We start from the raw sequence: 21,022 nt of genomic DNA, 5'->3' as shown, positions 1-21,022 counted from the left end.
GAGCAATACAAATTGGGATTCCTAGCCGGTAAAAAAATTCTTATCACAGGCCTTTTGTCAAACCGTTCAATCGCCTATGGTATTGCCAAGGCCTGCCACGCGCAGGGCGCTGAACTGGCCTTCACTTACCAAACCGAGCGTTTCATTGACCGTGTTACAGACATGGCCGCCGAGTTCAACTCCAAGCTGGTGTTTCCGCTGGATGTGGCCGAGGACGCCCAAATTGAGAACCTGTTCACTGAACTGGCCAAGCACTGGGATGGTTTGGACGGTTTGGTGCACGCCATTGGCTTTGCCCCGCGCGAGGCCATTGCAGGTGACTTTCTGGAAGGTATTTCGCGCGAAGCATTCCGCATTGCGCACGACATTTCAGCCTACAGTTTCCCGGCACTGGCCAAAGCGGCCTATCCCATGATGCAAGGCCGCGAAGGCGCTTTGCTCACACTCAGCTATCTGGGCTCTGTTCGCATGGTGCCCAACTACAACACCATGGGCTTGGCCAAGGCATCGCTGGAAGCATCGGTTCGCTACCTGGCTGAATCACTGGGTCCAAAGGGTATCCGCGTGAACGGTATTTCAGCTGGTCCAATCAAAACCCTGGCTGCGGCAGGCATTAAAGGTTTCAGCAAAATTTTGCACGCCGTTGAGGAAGCTGCACCCCTGCGCCGAAACGTGACGATTGACGATGTGGGTAACACTGCCGCATTCATGCTTTCCGATTTGGCTCGTGGCATTACTGCTGAAATTACCTATGTGGATGCAGGCTACAGCACAGTGGTAGGCGGCATGGCAGAATAAGGAATCGATTCTTTAAACGTTTCACCACAAGGCGGTAATTCGGGTGAACCAACAGCAAACAAGTTCAACAACCCTCGCAGTGGCGGGGGTTTCAAAAACCCTCGGTGGCGTTAAGCTGTTCACCGACGTCAGTCTTCAATTGCAACAGGGGCAGTCTCTTGCCGTGATCGGTGAATCGGGGTCAGGTAAATCCACCCTGCTTCATTTAATGGCCGGGCTGGACAAGCCCGACACTGGCGAGGTGTATTGGGCTGGCACTGCAATTCACACCTTGAACACCAATCAAATTGCAGCCAGGCGGCTTCGGCATGTTGGCTTGGTGTTTCAAGCCTACTATCTGATGCCACACTTAAACGCGCAACAAAACGTTGAATTGCCGTTTCTGCTGGCAGGCGAAAAACCCAACCACTCAAGGTGCATTCAACTGCTGGATCAAGTGGGTATTAGTCACAAATCCAGAAGCTACCCGCGCGAATTGTCGGGTGGAGAACAGCAGCGCGTGGCAATTGCACGCGCCTTGGCCTTAAACCCGCCATTGATTCTTGCAGATGAGCCGACTGGTAACCTGGACGAAGACAATGCCGAGCGTGTGCTGCAAGTGTTGCTTGACGCATGTTCAGCGCAGGGTTGCGCCTTGGTCATGGTGACCCATTCTGTAAAAGCCGCCAGCCATTTGAATCATCGCCTGAATTTGGCCGACCACCATTTGGCCGAGCACCCTACGGCTGAATTAAACCCGGTTGAAAATTTGGCTGCCCATGCAGCCAACAAGGCCTGAACCATGGCATTGCCACCATGCCTGGCTTTAAAGCTGCAACTGTTTGCTGGCGCCTTGCGTGATCAACCGGTGAAGTGGCTAATTGCTACCATTTCAATTGCAGTGGGTGTGGGCCTGGGGTTTGCCGTGCATCTTATTCACAAGCAGGCGCTTGATCAGTTCAACAACGGCGTGCGGCAGTTCTCGGGACAAGCTGATTTGCAATTGTTGCCGCACAGTTCTCTGCTGCCTGAAAGAATTCTTGAACAACTTGCCGCCTTGCCCGAGGTGGCAGTGGCATCGCCAGTCATCGATATCGTCGTACCCATGCAGGGTTTTGACAAACCGGTGCGCTGGCTAGGGTTGGATGTGTTCACAGCTGCGGCGGTCACGCCCAACTTGATTGGGCAAAGCAGTGATGAAACAAACGACACCGCACAACAAGGCGAGATCCCTTTGCTGAGTTCCACTTATGTTTTTGTAAGCCCGGCTCTGAAAGAACAACTACCCGGTGAACAAAACACACTGACCACACTTCACAACAACTCAAGCCTGGAATGGCAGGCTGCGGGCACGGTACCCGCAGCCGGTAGCGGGCAGCTGCTTGCCGTGGCAGATATCGCAGCGGTGCAATGGCGCTTGGGCACGCTGGGGCAGATTTCCCGGATCGATTTAAAACTTCAGGAGGGCGTGACCCCGGCCAGTTTTCAACGGCAATATGGCGATGAGTTTTCAGAGTTGGGCCGCCTTGAGACGCCCAGTGAACAAGGCACACGAGGAGCCAGTGTCTCGCAGGCCTATCGCGCCAACCTGTCGATTCTGGCCATGGTTGCATTGCTCACGGGTGGCTTTTTAACCTTCTCTACGCAAATGCTGGCAGTGGCACAACGCTCACGCCAGTGGGCACTGCTGGCGGCCTTGGGTGCGCGGGCAGGTGCACTGCGCATGCAGGTGTTGTTTGAATCAATGTGTTGCGGTGTGGTGGGTGGTGTGCTGGGCGTGGCCTTGGGCTGGGGTTTGTCCCTGGCCGTGGTTCGTTATTTGGGTGTTGACTTGGGTGCTGGTTACTTTCAAACCACGCAAAGCACAGTGGCTTTGCCCCCTTTGGATACCTTGCTTTTTGCCGGTTTTGGTGTAGTGGCCACCTTGCTGGGCGGTTTGTCGCCTGCCTTGCAAACTGGTCAAATGGCTTTGCACCAACGCCTGCGTGCAGGCACCGAAGAGGCGGGCCTGCAGTTTGCCAACAAAGCGCACTGGGTTGGCTTGCTGCTTTGCGGGGTAGCCGCTGCCTGCTTGTTTATTCCCCCTTACGGAAATATTCCGGTGGGTGGTTACCTGGCAGTGGCTTTTGGTTTGTTCGGAGGCATCGCAATGATTGGCTTGGTGGTGCGCGGCTTTATACGCCCGCCGGCGCAGCTGGCCCAAATGGCAGATCTCGCAAAATCGCGCTTGGCCAGCACTCCGAATTTACTGGCTGTGGGATTGTCGGGCGTGGTTGCGAGTTTTGCTTTGGTGGTGGCCATGCATGTGATGATCTACAGCTTTCGCCATTCGCTGGACAACTGGCTTACGCAAGTATTGCCCGCCCCCTTGTATATAAAACTGAGCAGCTCGAGCATCCCGGTGTTTCCCGATGCCTTTCAGCAAAAAGTGGCTGAACTGCCGGGCGTGGAACTGGTTGAATTTTGGGGACAACAATCGATTGTGCTCAATCCCAAAAGACCCGCCGTTGAACTGATTGCCCGGCCCATTTCAGTTCAGGCTGCTGCACAGCGCCTACCCATGACCGGCAATACAATCGACGAGCCCAAAGCAGGCACATTGCCCGTGTGGGTCAGTGAACCCATGACCGATTTGTATGGCCTGCAAGCCGGTAGCACACTTGAACTGCAACTGGACCAAGGCGTGCTTGTACCCACCACCGTGATGGGCGTGTGGCGGGACTACACCCGCCAACACGGCGCAATTGTGCTGCCCAAGGCAGAACTGCTCAAGCAATTTAATGTGCAATTCAAAGACACACAAGGTGCTGTTTGGCCACAAGAGAATGTAACTGTAAAAGAGATGGTGGCACGCATTGAACAGGCTGCCAGCAGCACAGCGGTTGCGCAAAAAATTGACTTTGCAGAGCCGGGTGAAATTCGACAATTAAGCCTGGATATTTTCGATCGCAGCTTTGCCGTCACCTACCTGCTGGAAATTGCGGCCGTAGTGATCGGCCTGTTTGGCGTGGGCACTACGTTTTCGGCCATGGCCCTGCAACGCAAGCGCGAATTCGCCTTGCTGGGCGCCATGGGGGCCAGCCCAAACTGGATCTTGAAACTGATTGCACGTGAAGCCCTGATTGCATCGGCCCTGGCTGCTTTGGTGGGTTTGATGATTGGTTTGGCATTTGCTGCCATTTTAATTTTTGTGGTCAACCCGCAATCTTTTCACTGGACCATGGAATGGTTCACACCGTGGCACGACCTGGGCGCCATGGTGTTGGTGCTGATTGCCATGAGCAGCGCCACCGTGACGCTGGCCCTTCGCAACAAACTGGGTACTCGATTGGTCGAGCAATTGAAAGAGGACTGGGCATGAAGCGGCGGGATTTGTTGAAAGCCGGGCTGGGCATGCCACTATTCGCACATATGGGCTTTGCGCTGGCCGAACGAGGCTTGCAGCGGGTGTATGCCCAACCCAATGCAAGCATACCGCCCACCCTGCCCCGTGACCATGGCGCACATCCAGCGTTCCGAACCGAATGGTGGTACTTCACAGGCTGGTTTGAAAGCCCGGAATTGGGCGAACCTTTGGGTGTGCAAATTACATTTTTTCGGTCTGCGCCCAATGTGAATGTGCTGAACCCCAGCGCCTTTTCACCCAAACAATTGTTGTTCGCCCATGCTGCTTTGGCCATGCCTTCGGCAGGCAAGTTGAAGCACGATCAAATTATTCGCCGTGCGGGCAGCGGCGGCGCCTTGATTCAAAGCACAAACCAACAGGTGTTGAACGTCCAAATGCCAGGCTGGCAATTACAAACTGCGCAAGGCGAGCAGTGGCAATGCAAAATTAACACCCCGCAATTGACTATCGACTTGCGCATGGAACCAACACAAACACCGTGGATGCAAGGCCAGGGTGGCTACTCGCAAAAAGGGCCCAAAGCGGAGCAATCGAGTTATTACATCACCCTGCCCCACATGCGCAGCAGCGGCACAGTTCGCGTGGAGAACAAAACATTGCCAGTGCAAGGCACCTTCTGGATGGACCATGAATGGTCAAGCACTGTGCTGGCCCCGAACGCCCAAGGTTGGGACTGGGTGGGTTTGCATGGCAGCCAAGGCGAAGCCTTGATGGCATTTCAAATTCGCGATCGCGACACCACCAAACCGCCTGTGTGGACCCATGCAGCCCTTCGACTGGCGGACGGCACAGTGCGCAATTTCAAACAGGTTCAATTCGAGGTGTTGAAACGCTGGAAGTCAAGCCGAACCGGCATTGAATACCCGGTGTCCCAGACGCTTAAGCTAGACGAACAACGCTTTGAACTTCACCCCTTGTTTGATGATCAGGAACTGGACGCGCGCGCCAGCACTGGCACCCTGTATTGGGAAGGCGCCATACACGTGAAAAGCGCCAATGCTTCACCCTGGGGGCGCGGCTACCTTGAAATGACAGGGTATGATCGCCCCATGCAACTTTGAGCCACTTACCACTCACCGCATGAGCAACACCAACAAACTTCAAACGCTGGGGTCAACCCTGGCCTCCTTGGTCAGCCCCCACAAGGCCTGGGCGTTTGCTGCCCTGGGTGCCCTTTTGCTGGGCTCGGCCATGTCCTTGACCATGCCAGTCATGTTTCGCTGGCTGATCGACAGTGGTTTTCTGGCGGGTGAAAACCCCGAGGGTTTGAACAGTGCATTTGGATACCTGCTGGTGCTGGTGTTTGTGCTGGCCATGGCCAGTGCGGTGCGGTTTTACTTGGTAACCACACTGGGCGAACGAATTTCCGCCGATCTTCGCAACCGTGTCTACAGCCACTTGCTGGTGCAACGCCCCGAGTTTTTTGAAACCTTAAAGGTTGGTGAAGTTTTGTCTCGCTTGACCGCTGACACCACGCTGATTCAAACCCTGATTGGCAGCAGCCTGTCATTCTTTTTGCGCAACAGCCTGACCACACTGGGCGGCTTGGTGATGCTGCTGCTCACAAGCCCCTTGCTTTCAGGTGCTGTGCTGTTGTTGGTTGTTGTGGTGATGGTGCCGGTGGTGATATTGGCACGCAGGGTTCGCAAATTGTCGCGGGCCAGCCAAGACAAACTGGCCGACAGCAGCGCGATTGCACAAGAGGTTTTGAACCAGATTACCACCGTACAAGCCTTCAATCAGGAGCACACCGAGGCTTCAAAATTCACCACCTCCAGTGAGCAAACTTACCAAACCGCGCGCAGGCGCACCGTGAACCGTTCCGCTTTGTTGTTTGTTGCGATCGGCCTTGCGTTCGCAGGCTTGGTGGTGGTGTTGTGGATGGGCGCAAAGGCAGTGGCCAGCGGCGAAATGAGCGCGGGTGAACTGGCCCAGTTTGTGATGTACGCGGCCTTTGTGGGCGCCGGTTTCGCTGCGTTATCTGAGGTACTCGGTGAATTTCAGCGTGCAGCAGGTGCGGCCGAGCGCCTGGTTGAGTTGCTCAATCTCGACACGACCATTCACAAACATGGCCTTCCGCCACCTGCGAAACAGGGCGGCTTTTTGATCGAATTCAGTCATGTTGATTTTGCCTATCCTTCAGCGCCGGAAAAATTCATTCTTCAAGATTTCAACTTGAGTATTCAGCGCGGCGAAACCCTTGCCGTGGTTGGCCCCTCGGGTGCAGGAAAATCGACGCTTTTCAGCCTGCTGCTGCGCTGGTACGACGTAAACCAGGGGCAGATTTTAATTGAAGGCAAGGCACTGGAAAGCCTGCACCTGGAGCAATGGCGAGCCAATTGCGCCTATGTGGCTCAAGAAGCGGTTATTTTCTCAGGCAGCCTGCAAGACAACGTAAGGTACAGCAAACCCAACGCCACCGCCGAGGAAGTTGACAAGGCACTGGCCGACGCAGCGGCCACCAATTTTGTGCACCGAATGCCCGAGGGTTTGAATACCAATGTGGGCGAAAAAGGGGTGCGCCTGAGTGGCGGGGAACGCCAACGGGTGTCTATTGCACGCGCCGTACTGCGAGACGCTGGTTTGCTTTTGCTGGATGAAGCCACCGCCAGCCTGGATGCAGAAAGCGAGCAACTGGTGCAGCAAGCAATCGAGAAAAGCCGACACGGTCGCACTACCCTGATTATTGCCCACCGCCTGGCTACCGTCATGGCCGCTGACCGAATTGTGGTGATGAATGAAGGCAAAATTGTGGAGATGGGTACCCACAAGGATTTGATGGCGCGGCAAGGTTTGTATGCCAAGTTGGCATCGCTTCAGTTCATCAATGAGCATGCACAGAAAGTGATGGCTTGAATTTTCCGGGTTCGCAACGTTTGGGCTTTCCAACAAGGTAAACTTAGCAGACTAACGACCCCCCCGGATTTGCAGCGAAATCAACATGCAACAGTACCTTGACTTGATGCAGCACGTGCTGGACCACGGCACCGACAAAATGGACCGCACCGGCACGGGCACTCGTTCCGTGTTTGGTTACCAAATGCGCTTTAATCTGCAAGACGGTTTCCCCATGGTGACCACGAAGAAGCTGCACACCCGTTCCATTATTCACGAGTTGTTGTGGTTTTTGATGGGCGACAGCAACATTCGTTACCTGAAGGAAAACGGCGTCAGCATTTGGGACGAGTGGGCCGATGAGAATGGTAACTTGGGCCCGGTGTATGGCGTGCAGTGGCGAAGCTGGCCCACGGCCGACGGCCGCCACATTGACCAAATTTCCCAGTTGATGCAGCAAATCAAGAACAACCCCGATTCTCGCCGCCACATTGTGAGCGCCTGGAACGTGGCTGAAATCAACAACATGAAGCTGCCACCCTGCCATGCGCTGTTTCAGTTTTATGTGGCAGACGGCAAACTGAGTTGCCAACTGTACCAGCGCAGTGCCGATATTTTCCTCGGTGTACCTTTCAACATTGCCAGCTATGCCCTGCTCACCCACATGGTTGCGCAACAATGCGACCTTGAGGTTGGTGACTTTGTGTGGACAGGTGGCGATTGCCATTTGTACAGCAACCACATGGAACAGGTGGCCGAGCAACTAAGCCGCAAGCCGCACCCGCTGCCTACACTGCAAATCAAACGCAAACCTGAAAGCATTTTCGATTACAAGTTCGAAGATTTCGAAATTCTGAATTACACTTGCCACCCGCACATCAAAGCGCCAGTGGCGGTATAAGGCATGAAAGTATCCATTGTGGCCGCAGTGGCCAAAAACGGCATTATTGGCATCAACAACAGCCTGCCTTGGCACTTGCCAGAAGACCTTGCTTTCTTTAAGCAGACCACTTTGGGCTGCCCGGTGCTGATGGGCCGAAAAACCTATGAATCCATCAACCGCCCACTGCCTGGGCGCCTGAATGTGGTGTTGTCGGGCAATGTACACTGGGCACCCGCACCTGCCAAAGACGGCACGCCACGCAGCGTGATTGCATACCCCGCAGCGCTACCCGAGGGCGGTGCCACTCAAATTGCAACAGCCACGAACTTGCCCAATGCACTGAATTGGCTTTCAAATTTTGAACAAGTATTTTTGATTGGTGGGAGTAATTTGTATCAGCAGGCTCTGAACCAAAACCTGGTTGATGAACTGATACTGACCGAGATACATCAAAGCTTTGAAGGCGATGCCAGCTTTCCCCAATGGGATCGCCAGCTGTTCAGGGAAGTTGAACGGATTACCAATACAGCCACCCCGGAACGCGCGTGGGGCTTTGATTTTGTAAAATACGCAAAAGTAGACAATTAATCCGCGAAGAATTAAACCCGAGAATTGATCCCGACAAGGGGTTAAAAGGAGTAAACAATGGCACGCACAGTGAACTGCATTAAATTGGGTAAAGAGGCAGAAGGCTTGGATTTTCCTCCCGCACCCGGTGAGTTGGGCAAGAAAATTTTTGAGAATGTGTCCAAACAAGCCTGGCAAGACTGGTTGAAACACCAAACCATGTTGGTGAACGAAAACCGCCTGAGCCTGGCGGATGCTCGCGCCCGCAAGTACCTGATGGAACAAATGGAAAAGCACTTCTTTGGTGATGGTGCCGAACAAGCTGCCGGTTATGTGCCGCCCAGCAACTAAGCGGCAACCAGTCAAACACCCCACTCACAGCACATCAAAAAGCCCCTGAACACAGGGGCTTTTTTTCTTGCGCCAGCCGTTGCATACTGAAACCGTCAACCGGAGTTTTCAGCATGACCAGCTTCCAAGACAGCGTGCTGTTTCGCTACTTTTTCTTTCACTGGCTGTTTCGCGATGCCAGCGTGAAAGAGTTGTATCAACGATCTGCGGCAATCGCTCACAACAAAGCCAACCGACACCACTTGCTGGCTTATTTACGCCGCTGGATCGCATTAACCCTGCTGATGTACTTCGCCGGGATCATGCTGGAGCAATTCAATACCATGGCCTGTGTGTTTTTCTACACGATCGCAGCCTTGTGCACCTGCACCATTGCAAAAATTACAGTCGCGTGGATTTTTCTGGGAAAACATCAGCTTTGAGCAAAATGGCTGCCCAACAAAAAGCCCGCTACACATTTGGTGAAGCGGGCCACTTGCTTTCTCAAGTTCAAGCCGTTTGCCAATTAACTCTCAATTAATTGTCTGAAGCTTCCTGAGCCACAACTTCTGGTCCCTGATGGCGAACGTCACGGCCTTTTACCATATAAACCACGTGTTCAGACATGTTCTTGGAGTGATCACCAATGCGCTCAATTGCTTTGGCGATGAACAAAATTTCGATGGAGCGGGAAATGGTGCGTGGGTCTTCCATCATGAAGGTGATCAGCTGGCGCAAAATCGCCTTGAATTCATCATCCACCTCGATATCGGCCTTGACCACTTCTGCCGCAGAAACCGCGTTAACGCGTGCATAAGAATCCAAAACCTTGCGCAGCATGGCGATGGCGTTGCTGGCAATGCGATGCAAATCGACTTTGGGCACAAAATGCTTGCCCGCATCTGCGATCATCATGCCCATACGAGCCACTTTTTCAGCTTCGTCACCGATTCGCTCCAGGTCGCGAATCATTTTGATCGCCACAATTACCGAGCGCAGATCAACCGCAGCAGGCTGGCGACGGGCCAGGATGTGATTGCACAGTTCGTCGATTTCAAGCTCGATGTCGTTGACTTCTTTCTCACGACGAATGACGTCCTTGAAAATTTGGGTATCGGCCGCGCCCAAACCTTCGATGGCTGACACGATCTGATTCTCCACCAGGCCGCCCATCTGTAGAACGCGAGTGCGCAGCGACTCCAGTTCGGCGTCGTACTGTTTGGAGGTGTGTTCAGTCATTTGTCTTCCTTACCCGGATAATTGTTGTAACAATGTAATGTGGCACATGCACATGACAAGAATTTGTCAAACCATGCCACATGTTCACTTTATTCTGCCATGTTCTGCACAATTATTCAGGTCTTAGTCCTGCCTGTAAGGAGGATTAAAGGGTTTTTATACCATCTGCTGTTGCGATTAACACTACATCAGCATTTCGAATCGCAAAAAGCCCATTTGTAACAACGCCTGGCCAATGGTTAATCTCTTTTTCCATGGCAACCGGGTCGGTAATTTTCAAACCAGCCACGTCCAGAATCACATTGCCGTTGTCCGTGACAAAACCCTCGCGCAGCTTCACCTGCCCACCCAGTGCGGTTAGCTTTCGTGCGATTGCATTGCGTGCCATGGGCAACACTTCAACCGGCAGAGGAAAAGCCCCCAACACTTGCACCAGTTTTGATTGGTCAGCAATACACACAAACTTGTCTGAAATATCAGCCACAATTTTTTCGCGGGTGTTGGCGCCACCACCACCTTTGATCAAACAATTGGCTGGGTCTACCTCATCGGCGCCATCCACGTAGACTGACAAGCTTTCCACATCGTTCATGTCAACAATTGGCACACCAATTTCACGCAGCTTTTTCTCAGACCGTACCGAAGAAGACACTGCGCCTTTGAGTTGAATACCTGACTCAGCCAAAGCATCAATAAAACAATCCACCGTTGAACCTGTACCCACGCCGAGCACGGTGCCCGGCTGGACATATTCAAGCGCGGCCTTGGCCACCATTTTCTTTAGGGTTAAAGCATCCATGAGGGGTTTGATATTCCTGAGAGGTATTGATTGAGGCTAGATCTAACCTGTATTTTAAAGGTAGAAGTGACTCACAAATGGAAAAAACCAACTGCAAGCAGTTGGTTTTTCCGGGCTTTACGGCAAAGTCGTAATAATTACTTCTTTTTCTGGGCGGGCAAATCGGTACACACGCCTTTGTAAACTTCAGCAGCCATGCCCACGCTTTCACACAAGGTGGGGTGTGGGTGAATGGTTTTACCAATGTCAACAGCGTCGGCACCCATTTCAACGGCAAGGCACACTTCACCGATCAAATCACCGGCATTCATGCCCACAATGCCGCCGCCCACTACACGCTTGGTTTCTTCATCAAACAACAGTTTGGTGAAGCCATCGTCGGCGTTGTTGGCGATTGCACGGCCAGAGGCCGCCCATGGGAATACTGCCTTGCCCACTTTAATGCCCTGGTCTTTGGCTTGGTCCTCAGTAAGACCAACCCAAGCCACCTCGGGGTGCGTGTAGGCCACACTTGGAATAACCCGTGCATCGAAAAACGCTTTTTCATCCGCAGCGGCCTCGGCAGCAACATGGGCTTCATGCACAGCCTTGTGCGCCAACATGGGTTGCCCCACCACATCGCCGATCGCGAAAATATTGGACACGTTGGTCCGCATTTGCTTGTCCACTGGAATGAAGCCGCGGTCGGTGACTGCAACACCCGCTTTCTCGGCGCCAATTTTCTTGCCATTGGGCGTGCGCCCGACAGACACCAGCACCATGTCATAAAGCTGGGGCTCTTTCGGGGCCTGTTCGCCTTCGAATGTCACCAGAATGCCCTTCTTCGAGGCTTCAACGCCCACGGTTTTGGTTTTTAGCATGATGTTGTCGAACCGCGGTGCATTGCGCTTTTGCCAAACTTTCACCAGGTCGCGATCTGCACCCTGCATCAGGCCATCCAGCATTTCAACCACATCGAGGCGAGCACCCAGCGCAGAATACACAGTGGCCATTTCAAGGCCAATAATGCCACCGCCAATAATTAGCATACGCTTGGGAATGAATGGCAACTCCAGTGCGCCGGTCGAATCTACAATGCGCGGATCTTGCGGGATGAAAGGCAAATGCACTGGCTGTGAACCTGCGGCAATAATTGCCTTGTTGAACTGAATAACCTGCTTGCTGCCATCGGCCAATGACACCTCAAGGTGATTGGCACTGAGAAAGCTGCCCACGCCCTGCACGGTTTTTACTTTGCGGCCCTTGGCCATGCCAGCCAAACCACCAGTCAGCTTGCCGACTACACCCGCTTTGTGTGCGCGCAATTTATCAAGATCAATTTTCGGCTTGGCAAAGGCAATGCCATGTTCGCCCATGTGCTGCGCTTCTTCCAACACCTGTGCCGTGTGCAACAGTGCTTTGGAAGGGATACAGCCCACATTCAGACACACACCACCCAGGGTGCTGTAGCGTTCAACCAGAATGGTGTTCATGCCAAGATCAGCGCTGCGAAATGCAGCTGAATAACCGCCGGGGCCCGCGCCCAACACCAGCACGTCGCAAGTGTGATCAACTTGGCCGCTGTAACTGCTGGCAGGGCCTGCCAAGGCGACGGGTGGAGCTGCCACGGGTGTTGATGTGGCCGACTTGCTTTCAGCAGCAGCGGCTGGTTTGGAGTCCGCTGCAACTGGTGCGGCGGGTGCGGCTGAAGATGCAGCACCACCGCTGATTTCACAAATCTCACTGCCTTTGGACACCTTGTCGCCCACCTTCACGAGCAGCTTGGTGACCACACCATCGTCAGAGGCCGGAATTTCCATGCTGGCCTTGTCAGACTCCACGGTGATCAAGGATTGCTCTTTGCTCACCTTGTCGCCAACTTTGACCAACACTTCAATAATTTCTACGGAATCAAAATCACCGATATCAGGAACGATCAGTTTCATGTGTTCATCCCCTTACAACAGCACTTTGCGCATGTCGGCCAACACGCCAGCAAGCTCGGTGGTAAATCGGGCCGCCATGGCACCGTCGATCACTCGATGGTCGTAGCTAAGGCTAAGTGGCAACATCAGGCGGGGCTCAAATTCCTTGCCGTTCCAGACCGGCTTCATGGCCGATTTGGACAAGCCCAAAATAGCCACCTCAGGTGCATTGATAATTGGTGTGAACATGGTTCCGCCCACACCGCCCAGCGACGACACTGTAAACGTGGCGCCTTGCATATCAGCGCCTTTCAACTTGCCGTCACGAGCCTGAGCTGACAATTCGCCAAGTTCATTGGCAATTTGCGCGAAGCCTTTCTGGTCTACACCCTTAATAACTGGTACCACCAAACCATTTGGCGTATCGGCAGCAAAACCAATGTTCCAGTACTTCTTCACAATCAATTTGTCGCCCGCTTCATTCAGCGAGGCGTTGAAGGCGGGGTACTTTTTCAGCACTGCCACACAAGCCTTCATCACGAAAGCCAACATGGTCAGCTTCACGCCTTGCTTGGCCAGTGCGGTATTGGTGTCTTTGCGGAATTGTTCAAGATCAGTAATGTCGGCTTCGTCGAACTGGGTCACATGCGGAATCATGACCCAGTTGCGGTGCAGGTTCGGACCAGACAATTTCTTGATGCGTGAAAGCTCCAGTTCTTCAACTTCACCAAATTTTGTGAAATCGACTTTGGGCCATGGCAACAAATCGAGGCCAACACCACTGCCGCCTTTGGATGCGCCAGCGGAAGCAGAACCCACACCGGCAACGGCCGCTTTCACGAAGTTGCGAACGTCATCAGGCGTAATACGGCCTTTCGGGCCTGTGCCCTGCACAGTGGTTAAATTCACACCCAATTCACGCGCGAATTTGCGAACCGACGGGCTTGCGTGCGGCGCATTCACCGACGCAGCAGTTGGGTTGTGTGGTTCAGCGGGCACAGGCGCAGAGGCGGCAGCAGGTGCAGTCGTGGTTGCAACCTTTGTCTCCACAGCAGGGGCTGCTGCGGGTGCTGATTCGGCTTTCGGAGCTTCGACTTTGGGTGCTTCCTCTGCCTTGGGCGCCGCCGCAGCCGCACTCTCTCCAGCAGGTTCAAGAATCAGCATCAAGGTGCCTTCTTTCACCTTGTCGCCAATTTTTACTTTCATTTCCTTGACCACACCAGCTTGCGGGCATGGAATTTCCATACTGGCTTTGTCAGATTCAACGGTGATGATGGATTGCTCCGCCACCACGGTGTCGCCTGCCTTCACCAGCACTTCAATAATTTCCACCCCGTCAAAATCGCCGATGTCGGGTACTTTGATTTCGATTGTCATGTCGATCGTCCTTTTATGCGTAGGCTGGGTTGGGCTTGTTGGGGTTGATGCCGTATTTCTTGATTGCCTCACCCACGGTGCTCAGTGGAATGTCGCCCTGATCGGCTAAGGCCTTCAGTGCTGCAACGGTGACGAAATGACGGTTCACCTCAAAATGCTCACGCAACTTGGAGCGGAAATCGGAACGACCAAAACCATCGGTGCCCAGAACTTTGTACTCACGGCCCTTGGGCATGAATGGGCGAATTTGGTCAGCAAACAACTTCATGTAGTCGGTTGAGGCCACAATCGGTCCTTCAGTTTTGGCCAACATTTTTTCAACATAACTTTGCTTGGACTTCTGCTCGGGATGCAGCATGTTTTCACGTTCTACATCCAGACCTTCACGGCGCAGCTCAGTGAAGCTGGTGACTGACCAAACATCAGCAGCAACACCCCAGTCTTTTTCAAGCAATTCTGCCGCTTCCAGCGATTCACGCAAAATGGTGCCCGAGCCCAACAGTTGAACACGCTTCTTGCCAGCCTTCTTCAGGGCGGACTCGCGGCAAACATACATGCCTTTCAGAATGCCCTCTTCGGTACCCTTTTTCAGGCCAGGCTGTGCGTAGTTCTCGTTCATCACGGTGAGGTAATAGAACACGTTTTCCTGGTCTTCAACCATGCGCTTCAAGCCGTGCTGAATGATCACAGCCAGCTCATGGGCAAAGGTGGGGTCATAGCTGACACAGTTTGGAATGGTCGAAGACAAAATGTGGCTGTGACCATCTTCGTGCTGCAAACCCTCGCCGTTCAGTGTCGTGCGGCCGGCAGTGCCACCCAGCAAGAAACCACGCGCCTGCATATCGCCCGCAGCCCAGGCCAAATCGCCCACACGCTGGAAGCCAAACATGGAGTAGTAAATGTAGAAAGGAATCATCACGCGGTTGTTCGTGGAATACGATGTGGCCGCTGCAATCCAGGAACTGAATGCACCAGCTTCGTTAATGCCCTCTTCCAGAATTTGGCCGGCCTTGTCTTCGCGGTAGTACATCACCTGATCTTTGTCGACTGGTTCGTACAACTGGCCCTGTGAAGAATAAATACCCAACTGGCGGAACATGCCTTCCATACCAAATGTGCGGGCTTCATCAGGAACAATCGGCACAATGCGCTGGCCGATTTCCTTGTCGCGCACCAATGCGGTCAACACACGCACAAATGCTTGTGTGGTTGAAATTTCACGGCCTTCCTTGGTGGGTTCCAGCACAGCTTCGAATGCATCCAGGCCGGGCACTTTCAGTTTTTCATCGGCCTCGCGGCGGCGCTTGGGCAGATAACCGCCCAAGGCTTGACGACGCTCGTGCAGGTATTTAATTTCCGGCGCGTCATCGGCTGGCTTGTAGAAAGGCACATCTTCGATGATGTCGTCTGAGACTGGAATGTTGAAGCGATCACGGAATTCCTTGATGGACTGAATGTCCAGCTTCTTTTGCTGGTGGGTGGTGTTCTTGCCCTGACCAACCTTGCCCATGCCAAAGCCTTTCACGGTTTTCGCCAGAATTACAGTTGGTTGGCCTTCATGCTTCATGGCGGCATCGTAAGCAGCATGCACTTTGTGTGGGTCGTGGCCGCCACGGTTCAAACGCCAGATGTCTTCATCGGTCATGCGGGCAACCATTTCCAGCAACTTGGGGTGCTTGCCAAAGAAGTTCTTGCGTACGTAAGCACCATCGTTGGCCTTGCAGTTCTGGTATTCACCATCGACCATTTCCAGCATCACTTTGCGCATCAGGCCGTCTTTGTCGCGGGCCAACAATTCGTCCCAGTAGCCGCCCCAGATCACCTTCAACACGTTCCAGCCTGAGCCGCGGAATTCACCCTCCAATTCCTGAATGATCTTGCCGTTGCCGCGTACCGGGCCATCCAGGCGCTGAAGGTTACAGTTCACCACGAACACCAGGTTGTCCAGCTTTTCACGCGCGGCCATGCCGATCGCACCCAGTGATTCGGGTTCGTCCATTTCACCGTCGCCACAGAACACCCAGACTTTGCGCTTGGACGTGTCGCAAATGCCGCGGGCATGCAGGTACTTCAGGAAACGGGCCTGATAAATACCCATCAAGGGGCCAAGGCCCATGGACACTGTCGGGAACTGCCAGAAATCGGGCATCAACTTGGGGTGCGGGTAACTGGAAAGGCCTTTGCCATCCACTTCCTGACGGAAGTTATTCAATTGGTCTTCAGTCAAACGCCCCTCAAGGAAAGCGCGTGCGTAAATTCCAGGAGACACATGGCCCTGAAGGTAAAGCAAATCGCCACCGTGGTTTTCATCTTCAGCATGCCAGAAGTGGTTGAAACCCACACCCAGCATGGTGGCAAGAGACGCGAATGACGCAATGTGACCACCCAGGTCACCGCCATCGGGCGGGCTTTTCTTGTTGGCGCGCACCACCATGGCCATGGCATTCCAGCGCATCCAGGAGCGAAGACGTTCTTCGTATTCCATATTGCCCGGGCAGCGGGTTTCAAGGTGCACAGGGATGGTGTTCACATATTCGGTGTTGGCCGAAAACGGAATAAACGCGCCACTCAGGCGCGCTTTGGCAATCAGTTGTTCAAGCAAGTAATGCGCACGCTCGGGGCCTTCACGTTCAAGCACGGCCTCCAGGGCATCTAGCCATTCTTGGGTTTCTTGGAAATCGGGATCGTCCGATCCGGGGAAATTGAGTTGCGCTGACATTGCTTCCTCCTTGGGTCTCTGGGTTCTTTTGCAGAAGTACGAGCTTGTGGCTGTATTTCGTGTTGATATTAGAGTATCACACCTAATTCAAAAAGTTTCAAATTATGATTTGAGTTTTCATATTGTGGAATATCTAAGGATTTTCCCGAATCCACCTGAATCCAGTCCACCCACTTGCCCGCTTGTTTTGTACACTTCAGTCATTATCAGGATTCGAGACCTATTCGACCGTGCGCCTCAGCGATCAACCCCGTACAAGCCCTTTGGTTTGGGCCACCCCGCTGGTGGGCATCATCCTGTTTTTGCTTGCCATGGGCGCCTTTTTCTACACTCTGCATTCCGAGGATCAGAATCAAACGCAACTGCGCGTCATTCGTGATGTGGAACTGGCCCGTCAAACCATTCGTACCCGTTTATTGGCCTCACAGGAACGACTGAACCAGATCGCTCGAGGGTTTGAGCAAAACAGCAGTGATGTTGAAGGTTTTCGTTTCTCCGCCCAGGCGCTGTTAAATGAGTTTCAAGAGGTCAGCAGCGTGCTGATCATTGACGAGGAAAGACGGGTGACCAACTTGGCATTGCCCAGTTTGCGCTCATCCGAAGTACTCCACCCCCTTTACCAAACCATTGAAGATGCCGAAAGTTATTGGGCATTCAACACCGCCAGGGAAACCAGATTGCCTGTGTTCTCAAGGCCATTTCTGGATCCTTCCGGCAAGGTGTTCATTGAAGTTCACAGCCCCATTTTCAGCCGGGGAGATTTCATTGGCACGGTGGCGGCGACCATTCCTTTGGGTGCGTTGCTGAACGATGCGGTACCTAACTCATTCGTGCAGCTTTATTTGGTCAGCATCGTAGACGGTGGCGGCAATCCCGTTGCCTCGAATGTGAGCAGGTCAATCGACAATGCAAAGTTGAGCCATGAGGTTCCGCTAGATCCGCCTGGCCATGGGCTGAAACTGCGAGCTGTGCTATACAAAACCAACACCGAGTTGTTTTCCAACATGTTGGCCTGGGCGGTGTTTGGGCTTTCACTGGTAATTGTATGGAGTTTTATCCTGCTGTTTCGGCATGCGAAACTTCGCAGCCAGGCTGAGAAACGATTGCTGGCGGAAACCAAGTTTCGACGGGCCATGGAAAACTCGGTGGTTACCGGCATGCGGGCCATCGACATGCAAGGCCGTATCACCTATGTGAACCCGGCCTTTTGCAGGATGACCGGCTACAAGGAATCGGAGCTGGTGGGCATGGCTCCTCCATTTCCATATTGGCCTGACAGGTCCTACGAAGAACAGCAGACCAACCTGGATTTGATTCTGTCAGGCAATGCGCCACAAAAAGGCATCGAGGTGCAAGTGCGCAGACGCGACGGCAGCGTGTTTGACGCACGCATGTATGTGTCGCCACTGGTTGACAGCGATGGGCAGCAAAGCGGCTGGATGACCTCGATGACCGACATCACCGAGCCACGCCGAATTCGTGACGAACTGGCTGCTGCCCACCGGCGCTTTGTTCGTATTCTTGAAGAACTTGATGCAGCTGTGTGCGTTCAGGGCCCGGAAGCCGGACCCGATGAATATATTTTCGTGAACAGGCTACACAGGGAGTGGTTTGGCAAGGCCACGCCGCCGCGCATGTCAAAAAACCGCCGCAACCGGGTAAATCTGTATGAGCCATTCGAGTGGCTTAATCCAGTGTCGCAGCGCTGGTACGAAGTTCGGCGACGATCCATTTCATGGGTAGATGGTGCAACCGTGGTAATGCAGGTGGCCACCGATATTTCCTCACGCAAGGAAGCGGAAGACATGTCGCGTCAGCAACAGGAAAAACTGCAATTTACGTCTCGTTTGATCACCCTTGGCGAACTGGCCTCTTCGCTGGCCCATGAAATCAACCAGCCGCTGGCCGCCATTTCAAATTACAACATGGGCAGCGTGACCCGGCTGAAAGCGGGCAAAGTCAGCCCCGAGGACCTGCTGCCCGTGCTTGAAAAGGTAAATGTACAGGCCCAGCGTGCTGGTGATGTGATTCGCCGAATTCGGGAATTCGTGAAACAACAGGAACCCAAACGCGGACCCTGCCCCATCGGTAAAATTATTGAGGATGCCATCAGCTTTTCCCGCCTAGAGGCCAAACACCAATCGGCCCGGATTGAGATGAACCTGCCCGATGCACTGATGTCGGTAGTGGCTGACCCGGTGCTGATCGAGCAAGTATTGATGAACCTGATCAAGAACGGCCTGGAGGCCATGGGCCATCTGCCACCGGAGCAAAAGTTAATCGAGATTCAGGTGGGTCAGTCGGCCCAGTTTGCCTTGGTTGAGGTTCGAGATCACGGCGTGGGGGTGCCCGAAGAAATTCGCCAACGGCTGTTTGAATCGTTTTTCACCACCAAATCCGATGGAATGGGCATGGGCTTGAACATCTGTCGTACTATTATTGAGTATCATCAAGGCCAATTGTGGGTAGAACCCGCGCAAGGTCAGGGCAGTGTTTTCAAGTTCACGCTGCCACTGGCCGAAGACTCGGTGCTTGCGCACATCAATCCACCTGTTATGGAATAAAGCCAATGCTCCACACTCAGCCACGCCCCACCGAAATGCAAGAAACCGTGTTCATCGTGGACGACGACGAGGCGGTACGCGACTCGCTCCAATGGCTTATCGAAACCGAGGGCTATCAGGTGAGAACCTATGCAGACCCCGAGTTGTTTCTTGAGCAATTGGTGTGGCCACAACCCTGTGTGTTGCTGCTGGACATTCGCATGCCCAAGCTTTCAGGCCTTGAAGTGCAAAAAACACTGAATGAACGCGGCATTCCCATCCCCATCGTTTTCATCACCGGCCATGGCGATGTAACACTGGCAGTGGAAACCATGAAAAACGGTGCGGTTGATTTTCTGGAAAAACCGTTTGATGAAGGCAAGATCAAAGACCTGATTCACCAGCACATGCGCTTGGCCCACGAGCTTGCCCAAACCGCCAAGCTTGATGAACAAATCAACAAACTTTACTCGAAACTGACCACACGTGAATTGCAGGTACTGGAGAGAATCGTATCGGGTCGCCTGAACAAGCAAATTGCAGACGACCTGAACATCAGCATTAAAACCGTGGAAGCGCACCGCGCCAACATCATGGACAAGCTGCAAGTGACCACCGTGGCTGATTTGCTGAAAATCGCCTTGCGCAAATCACCGGAACTGGCACAACCCTGAACACCACCAACAAGGCCCGCCAGAAATCTGCTGCTGGGCCTTGTTCAATTGAACCATTTCAAATTTTCGAACTCATTTAATCATGTCTGCACAAATCATCAGCGGAACCGAACTGGCCGCCTCCATTCGAGAAACAATTGCCAAACGTGCTGCTGAATTGACAGCCCTCGGCCACCAACCCGGCTTGGCGGTGGTGCTCGTGGGCGAAGACCCGGCATCGCAGGTTTACGTGCGCAACAAGGTGTCAGCCTGTGAAAAAGCCGGCTTTAAATCGGTGATGCACCGCATGCCCGAGAACACCAGCCAGGACGCACTGGTCGGTTTGGTTGAACAACTGAATGATGACCCCACCATTCACGGCATTTTGGTGCAATTGCCCTTGCCAAAACACCTGGACTCCCACCTGGTCATTGAATCCATCAGTGCAGAGAAAGACGTCGATGGCTTTCACATCAGCAATGCTGGTTTGTTGATGACCGGCAAACCGCTGTTTCGCCCCTGCACGCCCTACGGTGTCATGAAAATGCTTGAGTTGACAGGCATCGAATTGCGAGGCGCAGAGGCAGTTGTAATTGGTGCCAGCAACATTGTGGGTAAGCCACAGGCGATGTTGTTGCTACAGCAAGGCGCTACAGTAACCTTGTGCAACAGCAAAACCAAAGATCTGAAGTCCCATTGCCAACGCGCAGATGTACTTGTAGTTGCGGTGGGTCGCCCCAATATGATTACAGGCGACATGATCAAACCGGGTGCTGTCGTGATCGATGTAGGTATCAACCGCTTGCCGGATGGCAAGCTGTGCGGCGATGTTGATTTTGATTCGGCCAAAGAAGTGGCCGGCTGGATTACGCCAGTGCCCGGTGGTGTTGGCCCCATGACCATCACCATGCTGTTGCAAAACACGATTGAAGCGGTAGAACGTAGCATATAAGCGCAGCCTTTCAGAATTTTTTAGCAGGACCCCAAGAC

At 53.4% G+C, this 21,022-nt stretch carries 17 protein-coding genes; 12 read left to right on the top strand and 5 right to left on the bottom strand.

What is annotated here, in order from left to right; genetic code table 11:
• The first annotated feature begins 12 nt into the window (after nt 1–12).
• The 9 genes from fabI to HKT17_RS06390 all read left to right on the top strand — a co-directional run bounded on the left by fabI (nt 13) and on the right by HKT17_RS06390 (nt 9,241).
• Nucleotides 13–798: an enoyl-ACP reductase FabI gene (fabI, locus tag HKT17_RS06430; protein WP_171098705.1), complete on the top strand. Its 786-nt coding sequence runs from the start codon at nt 13–15 to the stop codon at nt 796–798.
• A 79-nt stretch (nt 799–877) separates the two neighbouring features.
• Nucleotides 878–1,576: an ABC transporter ATP-binding protein gene (locus HKT17_RS06425; protein ID WP_205882515.1), complete on the top strand. Its 699-nt coding sequence runs from the start codon at nt 878–880 to the stop codon at nt 1,574–1,576.
• Between the two features lie 3 nt (nt 1,577–1,579).
• Nucleotides 1,580–4,138, top strand: a complete 2,559-nt coding sequence (locus tag HKT17_RS06420) for an FtsX-like permease family protein (RefSeq protein ID WP_171098700.1) — start codon at nt 1,580–1,582, stop codon at nt 4,136–4,138.
• On the top strand, nt 4,135–5,244 hold the full coding sequence (locus HKT17_RS06415) for a lipocalin-like domain-containing protein (RefSeq protein WP_171098698.1): 1,110 nt from the start codon (nt 4,135–4,137) through the stop codon (nt 5,242–5,244). Before HKT17_RS06420 ends, HKT17_RS06415 begins: the two co-directional genes overlap by 4 nt.
• 19 nt (nt 5,245–5,263) lie before the next feature.
• Nucleotides 5,264–7,039 carry an ABC transporter transmembrane domain-containing protein gene (locus tag HKT17_RS06410; RefSeq protein WP_171098695.1) on the top strand — a complete coding sequence of 592 codons (1,776 nt, stop codon included), beginning with the start codon at nt 5,264–5,266 and terminating at the stop codon, nt 7,037–7,039.
• Nucleotides 7,040–7,124: 85 nt separating this feature from the next.
• On the top strand, nt 7,125–7,919 hold the full coding sequence (gene thyA, locus HKT17_RS06405; protein ID WP_171098694.1) for a thymidylate synthase: 795 nt from the start codon (nt 7,125–7,127) through the stop codon (nt 7,917–7,919).
• A 3-nt stretch (nt 7,920–7,922) separates the two neighbouring features.
• A complete protein-coding gene (locus HKT17_RS06400; RefSeq protein WP_171098692.1) occupies nt 7,923–8,489 on the top strand; it encodes a dihydrofolate reductase in 567 nt (188 codons plus the stop codon).
• Between the two features lie 57 nt (nt 8,490–8,546).
• On the top strand, nt 8,547–8,819 hold the full coding sequence (locus tag HKT17_RS06395; RefSeq protein WP_008249931.1) for an oxidative damage protection protein: 273 nt from the start codon (nt 8,547–8,549) through the stop codon (nt 8,817–8,819).
• Between the two features lie 113 nt (nt 8,820–8,932).
• Nucleotides 8,933–9,241, top strand: a complete 309-nt coding sequence (locus HKT17_RS06390) for a hypothetical protein (protein ID WP_171098690.1) — start codon at nt 8,933–8,935, stop codon at nt 9,239–9,241.
• Nucleotides 9,242–9,335: 94 nt separating this feature from the next.
• Here the strand turns inward: HKT17_RS06390 and phoU are convergent, their stop codons facing one another.
• From phoU to aceE, 5 genes are all read right to left on the bottom strand, one after another.
• Nucleotides 9,336–10,037 carry a phosphate signaling complex protein PhoU gene (phoU, locus tag HKT17_RS06385; RefSeq protein WP_105028868.1) on the bottom strand — a complete coding sequence of 234 codons (702 nt, stop codon included), beginning with the start codon at nt 10,035–10,037 and terminating at the stop codon, nt 9,336–9,338.
• A 145-nt stretch (nt 10,038–10,182) separates the two neighbouring features.
• The gene (rpiA, locus tag HKT17_RS06380; RefSeq protein ID WP_105028867.1) at nt 10,183–10,836 is read right to left on the bottom strand and encodes a ribose-5-phosphate isomerase RpiA; all 654 of its coding nucleotides are present in this window, start codon (nt 10,834–10,836) and stop codon (nt 10,183–10,185) included.
• Between the two features lie 137 nt (nt 10,837–10,973).
• Complete coding sequence (lpdA, locus tag HKT17_RS06375) at nt 10,974–12,761, bottom strand: dihydrolipoyl dehydrogenase (protein WP_171098688.1); 1,788 nt, start codon at nt 12,759–12,761, stop codon at nt 10,974–10,976.
• Between the two features lie 12 nt (nt 12,762–12,773).
• The gene (gene aceF, locus HKT17_RS06370; protein ID WP_240965924.1) at nt 12,774–14,117 is read right to left on the bottom strand and encodes a dihydrolipoyllysine-residue acetyltransferase; all 1,344 of its coding nucleotides are present in this window, start codon (nt 14,115–14,117) and stop codon (nt 12,774–12,776) included.
• 13 nt (nt 14,118–14,130) lie between these two features.
• Nucleotides 14,131–16,836, bottom strand: coding sequence for a pyruvate dehydrogenase (acetyl-transferring), homodimeric type (gene aceE, locus HKT17_RS06365; protein WP_171098684.1), 2,706 nt, complete (start codon nt 16,834–16,836; stop codon nt 14,131–14,133).
• A 230-nt stretch (nt 16,837–17,066) separates the two neighbouring features.
• Between aceE and HKT17_RS06360 the strand changes: the two genes are divergently transcribed.
• The 3 genes from HKT17_RS06360 (at nt 17,067) to folD (ending at nt 20,984) form a co-directional block, all read left to right on the top strand.
• Nucleotides 17,067–19,400: a PAS domain-containing sensor histidine kinase gene (locus HKT17_RS06360; RefSeq protein ID WP_105028863.1), complete on the top strand. Its 2,334-nt coding sequence runs from the start codon at nt 17,067–17,069 to the stop codon at nt 19,398–19,400.
• 5 nt (nt 19,401–19,405) lie between these two features.
• The gene (locus HKT17_RS06355; protein WP_240965922.1) at nt 19,406–20,053 is read left to right on the top strand and encodes a response regulator transcription factor; all 648 of its coding nucleotides are present in this window, start codon (nt 19,406–19,408) and stop codon (nt 20,051–20,053) included.
• An 82-nt stretch (nt 20,054–20,135) separates the two neighbouring features.
• Nucleotides 20,136–20,984, top strand: a complete 849-nt coding sequence (gene folD / locus HKT17_RS06350; RefSeq protein WP_171098682.1) for a bifunctional methylenetetrahydrofolate dehydrogenase/methenyltetrahydrofolate cyclohydrolase FolD — start codon at nt 20,136–20,138, stop codon at nt 20,982–20,984.
• Nucleotides 20,985–21,022 lie beyond the last annotated feature (38 nt).

The sequence above is a fragment of the Limnobacter sp. SAORIC-580 genome (genome assembly GCF_013004065.1).
Taxonomy (GTDB): Bacteria; Pseudomonadota; Gammaproteobacteria; order Burkholderiales; family Burkholderiaceae_B; genus Limnobacter; species Limnobacter profundi.
Note: the sequence above shows the minus strand (reverse complement) of the source record. Positions and strands in the feature narration are given on the sequence as shown.

Bases quoted from the DNA above. Each gene is read 5' to 3' on its own strand.
- HKT17_RS06420 (WP_171098700.1), top strand. From the start codon at position 1,580: ATGGCATTGCCACCATGCCTGGCTTTAAAGCTGCAACTGTTTGCTGGC.
- HKT17_RS06415 (WP_171098698.1), top strand. From the start codon at position 4,135: ATGAAGCGGCGGGATTTGTTGAAAGCCGGGCTGGGCATGCCACTATTC.
- HKT17_RS06410 (WP_171098695.1), top strand. From the start codon at position 5,264: ATGAGCAACACCAACAAACTTCAAACGCTGGGGTCAACCCTGGCCTCC.
- thyA (WP_171098694.1), top strand. From the start codon at position 7,125: ATGCAACAGTACCTTGACTTGATGCAGCACGTGCTGGACCACGGCACC.
- HKT17_RS06400 (WP_171098692.1), top strand. From the start codon at position 7,923: ATGAAAGTATCCATTGTGGCCGCAGTGGCCAAAAACGGCATTATTGGC.
- HKT17_RS06395 (WP_008249931.1), top strand. From the start codon at position 8,547: ATGGCACGCACAGTGAACTGCATTAAATTGGGTAAAGAGGCAGAAGGC.
- HKT17_RS06390 (WP_171098690.1), top strand. From the start codon at position 8,933: ATGACCAGCTTCCAAGACAGCGTGCTGTTTCGCTACTTTTTCTTTCAC.
- phoU (WP_105028868.1), bottom strand. From the start codon at position 10,037: ATGACTGAACACACCTCCAAACAGTACGACGCCGAACTGGAGTCGCTG.
- rpiA (WP_105028867.1), bottom strand. From the start codon at position 10,836: ATGGATGCTTTAACCCTAAAGAAAATGGTGGCCAAGGCCGCGCTTGAA.
- lpdA (WP_171098688.1), bottom strand. From the start codon at position 12,761: ATGAAACTGATCGTTCCTGATATCGGTGATTTTGATTCCGTAGAAATT.
- aceF (WP_240965924.1), bottom strand. From the start codon at position 14,117: ATGACAATCGAAATCAAAGTACCCGACATCGGCGATTTTGACGGGGTG.
- aceE (WP_171098684.1), bottom strand. From the start codon at position 16,836: ATGTCAGCGCAACTCAATTTCCCCGGATCGGACGATCCCGATTTCCAA.
- HKT17_RS06355 (WP_240965922.1), top strand. From the start codon at position 19,406: ATGCTCCACACTCAGCCACGCCCCACCGAAATGCAAGAAACCGTGTTC.
- folD (WP_171098682.1), top strand. From the start codon at position 20,136: ATGTCTGCACAAATCATCAGCGGAACCGAACTGGCCGCCTCCATTCGA.